We start from the raw sequence: 538 nt of genomic DNA on the forward strand, positions 1-538 counted from the left end.
ACGATTAAAAGCACTGTCGCCCACAGCGTTGCGGCATGCTCGAACTCGGCATGTCCCGTGGCGTAGGCTAGATAATAGATCGACCCTAAACCTCTGATCCCGAACACCGCGATTACGACGCTTTCTCCCGTCGGATGCCCTGAACCGAGCAAGCTGAGCCAGCCGATCAACGGACGGATCAGAACCAGTGTCAGTATTGCCACCGTTACCACCCGCCAATCCACCTCAGCGATAAGCTGGCCACTCACGGTGATCGAACCAAGGCAGACGAGAAGAACCATCATCAAAAGCCGTTCTATCTGCTCGGCGAAATCGTGCAGCTGTTCATGAAACTCATTATCCCGCTCGGTTTCCCGAAACGCGACAGCGGCGAGAAAAACAGCGACAAATCCGTAGCCACCAATCAGTTGAGTAAGACCGTAGACGACGGCAGTCATACCGAGCGCCACAAAGCCGTCCTGTGTCTTGGCAAGGCTTCGACCGCGCAGTCGGAATGACAAGAAGCCAAAACCCTTTCCGGCGACCCATCCCATTGCGA

Annotated in this window: 1 protein-coding gene; it reads right to left on the minus strand. The window is 55.4% G+C overall.

What is annotated here, in order from left to right; translation table 11 throughout:
* Positions 1-538, minus strand: a 538-nt coding sequence (locus AC2GXZ_RS32620; protein ID WP_483763392.1) for a cation:proton antiporter domain-containing protein, incomplete at both ends; no start/stop codon positions are given.

The organism is Aliirhizobium sp. YIM B11859 (assembly GCF_057163345.1).